4 protein-coding genes are annotated in these 3,004 nt (G+C 74.6%); all 4 read left to right on the plus strand.

Annotated features, from left to right (window positions below; translation table 11 throughout):
* Positions 1 to 575: molybdate ABC transporter permease subunit (gene modB, locus ACRDTB_RS37855; RefSeq protein ID WP_431437092.1), on the plus strand; the 575-nt coding region annotated here is incomplete at its 5' end.
* A 127-nt stretch (positions 576 to 702) separates the two neighbouring features.
* On the plus strand, positions 703 to 1,755 hold the full coding sequence (locus tag ACRDTB_RS37860) for a sulfate/molybdate ABC transporter ATP-binding protein (protein ID WP_431437093.1): 1,053 nt from the start codon (positions 703 to 705) through the stop codon (positions 1,753 to 1,755).
* 37 nt (positions 1,756 to 1,792) lie between these two features.
* Positions 1,793 to 2,566, plus strand: coding sequence for an Fpg/Nei family DNA glycosylase (locus ACRDTB_RS37865; RefSeq protein ID WP_431437094.1), 774 nt, complete (start codon positions 1,793 to 1,795; stop codon positions 2,564 to 2,566).
* A gap of 46 nt (positions 2,567 to 2,612) precedes the next feature.
* Positions 2,613 to 3,004: alcohol dehydrogenase catalytic domain-containing protein (locus ACRDTB_RS37870; protein ID WP_431437096.1), on the plus strand; the 392-nt coding region annotated here is incomplete at its 3' end.

Below are 3,004 nucleotides of genomic sequence, written 5' to 3' on the forward strand. Positions count from 1 at the left end.
CGTGGCTACTGGCACGCGGTGACCTGCCCGGCCGCGGCGTGCTGCGCGCGCTCGTCACCGTCCCGCTCGTGCTGCCGCCCGTGGTCGGCGGCGTGGCGCTGCTGCTCGTGCTCGGCCGGCGCGGGCTCGTCGGCCAGTACCTGCACGAGTGGTTCGGCGTCTCGCTGCCGTTCACGACGGCCGGTGTGGTCGTGGCGGAGGCGTTCGTGGCCATGCCGTTCCTGGTGATCGCCGTCGAGGGGGCGCTGCGGGCCGCGGACCCGCGCTACGAGGAGGCCGCGGCGACGCTCGGCGCCTCGCGCTGGCTGACCTTCCGGCGGGTGACGCTGCCCTCGATCGCGCCGGGCGTGGTGGCCGGCACCGTGCTGTGCTGGGCCCGTGCGCTCGGCGAGTTCGGCGCCACCATCACGTTCGCGGGCAACTTTCCCGGTCGCACGACGACCATGCCACTCGCCGTCTACCTCGCGCTGGAGACCGATCCCGGGGCCGCGATCGTGCTCAGCGTCGTGCTGCTGGTCGTGTCGATCGTCGTGCTGGTGAGCCTGCGCGACCGCTGGATCAGCGGAGCGTCATGAATGAGCCGCGTGCTCCTCGACCGAACCTAAGGGGAACGGGACGCAAACCGGCCACAAGTACGTGGTCAACGGGAACGTCATGTCCCAACGTGACCACGCGGGAGAATTCCGGGGAGGCGGCGCAGCCGTGACGCTACGCGCCGACCTGCAGGTCATCCGCGCCGCCGGGTTCCGGCTCGACGTCTCGCTGGCGATCGAGGCCGGCGAGGTTGTCGCGCTGCTCGGCCCGAACGGCGCCGGGAAGACGACCGCGCTGCGGGCGCTGGCCGGGCTGCTTCCGGTCACGAGCGGACTCGTCCGGCTCGACGACGTGGTGTGGGACGAGCCGCCGAGGGTGTTCGTGCCGGCCGAGGAACGGGGCGCCGGCGTAGTGTTCCAGGACTACCTGCTGTTCGGGCATCTGACCGCGCTCGAGAACGTCGCGTTCGGACTGCGCGCGCGGGGCACGGCGCGCGCGGCCGCCCGAGCCCGCGCGGGGGAGTGGCTGGCGAAGGTCGGCCTCGCGTCCAGTGCGGGCAGCCGGCCGAGGTCGCTGTCCGGCGGACAGGCGCAGCGGGTCGCGCTGGCCAGGGCGCTGGCGACCGAGCCCGCGGTGCTCCTGCTGGACGAGCCGCTCGCGGCGCTGGACGCGAGCAGCCGGCTGCACATCCGCTCGGAGCTCGGCCGCCACCTCGACGAGTACGCCGGCCACACGCTGCTCGTCACCCACGACCCGCTCGACGCGATGGTGCTGGCGGACCGGATCGTCATCGTCGAGGGTGGGCGGGTCGTCCAGGAGGGCCCGCCGGCCGAGGTGGCCCGCCGGCCCCGCACCGACTACGTCGCCCACCTCGTCGGGCTGAACCTGTACCGCGGTACGGCGTCGGGGACCACGGTGTCGCTCGGTTCGGGTGGTTCGTTCACCGTCGCGTCGCCGGTGTCCGGGCCGGTGCACGTGGCGTTCCCGCCGAGCGCGGTGAGCCTGCACCCGCGCGAGCCGTCGGGCAGCCCGCGCAACAGCTGGCCGGTCACGGTCGCCGACCTGGAGCAGCACGCGCACACCGTGCGGGTACGTCTGGACGGCACGCCGCCGGTGCTGGCGGACATCACGCCGGTCGTCGTGGCGGAGCTGGAGCTGCGGCCGGGCACACCGTTGTGGGCGACCGTGAAGGCGACCGAGGTGGCCACCTACCCCGCGTGAGACGTTTGGCCCGCGTGGCACCGGCTACCCGCCCGGTATGCCGGAACTTCCCGACGTGGAGGGCTTTCGCCGCGTGCTCGCGGCGCACACCGGCGCGCGGATCCGGCGGGTCGACGTGCTGGATGCCCAGATGCTGCGCGGAGTTGGCGCGCGCGGGTTCGGCGAACGGTTGCGCGGCAAGAGCTTCGCGGCGCCGCGCCGGCACGGCAAGTGGCTCGTCGGCCCGCTGCGCGGCGGTGGGGCGGTGCTGGTGCATTTCGGCATGACCGGCGACCTGCGGTGGACCCGGGACGGCGAGCGCCACCCGCACGACCGGGTCGCCTTCGTGCTCGACGGCGGGGAGCTGCGCTACCGCGACATGCGCAAGCTGCAGGGGATCCGGCTCGCGGACGACGACGCCGCCGTCGAGCGGATCCTCGCCGAGGTCGGCCCGGACGCGACGGACGTCGGCCGCGACGAGCTCCGCGAGCTGCTCGACCGGCGGCGGCAGGTGAAGCCGACGCTCACCGACCAGGCGGTGCTGGGCGGCATCGGCAACCTGCTCGCCGACGAGATCCTGTGGCGGGCCCGGATCAACCCGCGCCGTCCGGGAAACCGGTTGTCCGCCAAGGACGTCACGACGCTGCACACGCGTCTGCGGTCGGTGCTGCGCCAGGCGGTCGCGGCCGGCCGGGTGCCGCCACGCACGTCGTGGCTGACCGGCCGCCGCGACGAGCCGTCGGGGTCCTGCCCGCGCTGCGTCACGACGCTGCACCGCGGGCGGGTCGGCGGACGCGGCACGGTCTGGTGCCCGAACTGCCAACCCGGGTAGGCGTTCCCCGCTATCGTCGAGGCCAGTCGTTACTTGGGGGTCGACGATGCGAGCGCTCGTGGTGGATCCGACCGCGCCGGATTCGGTGCGGCTGACCGATGTCGCGTACCCGGTCGCCAGCGACGGCGTGCTGGTGGAGGTCCGTCACGCGTCGCTGAACCACGGCGACCTCAACGACGCCCGTTCCGGCCGGGTGCCGCCGGGCGAGGTACTCGGCTCCGACGTGGCCGGCGTCGTGCTCTGGGGCGGCTCCCTCGCCCCGGGCACCCGCGTGGTGGGGCTCGCGCGGGGCGCGTTCGCCGAGCGGGTGGTGATCCCCGCCGACTCGCTGGCCGAGGTGCCGGCCATGGTCGACCTCGCGCAGGCCGCGGCCCTTCCCGTCGCCGGTGTGGCGGCGCTGCGCGCGCTGCGGGCCGCGGGCGCGCTGCTGGGCAAGCG

The organism is Actinophytocola sp. (assembly GCF_050699935.1).
GTDB lineage: Bacteria > Actinomycetota > Actinomycetes > Mycobacteriales > Pseudonocardiaceae > Actinophytocola.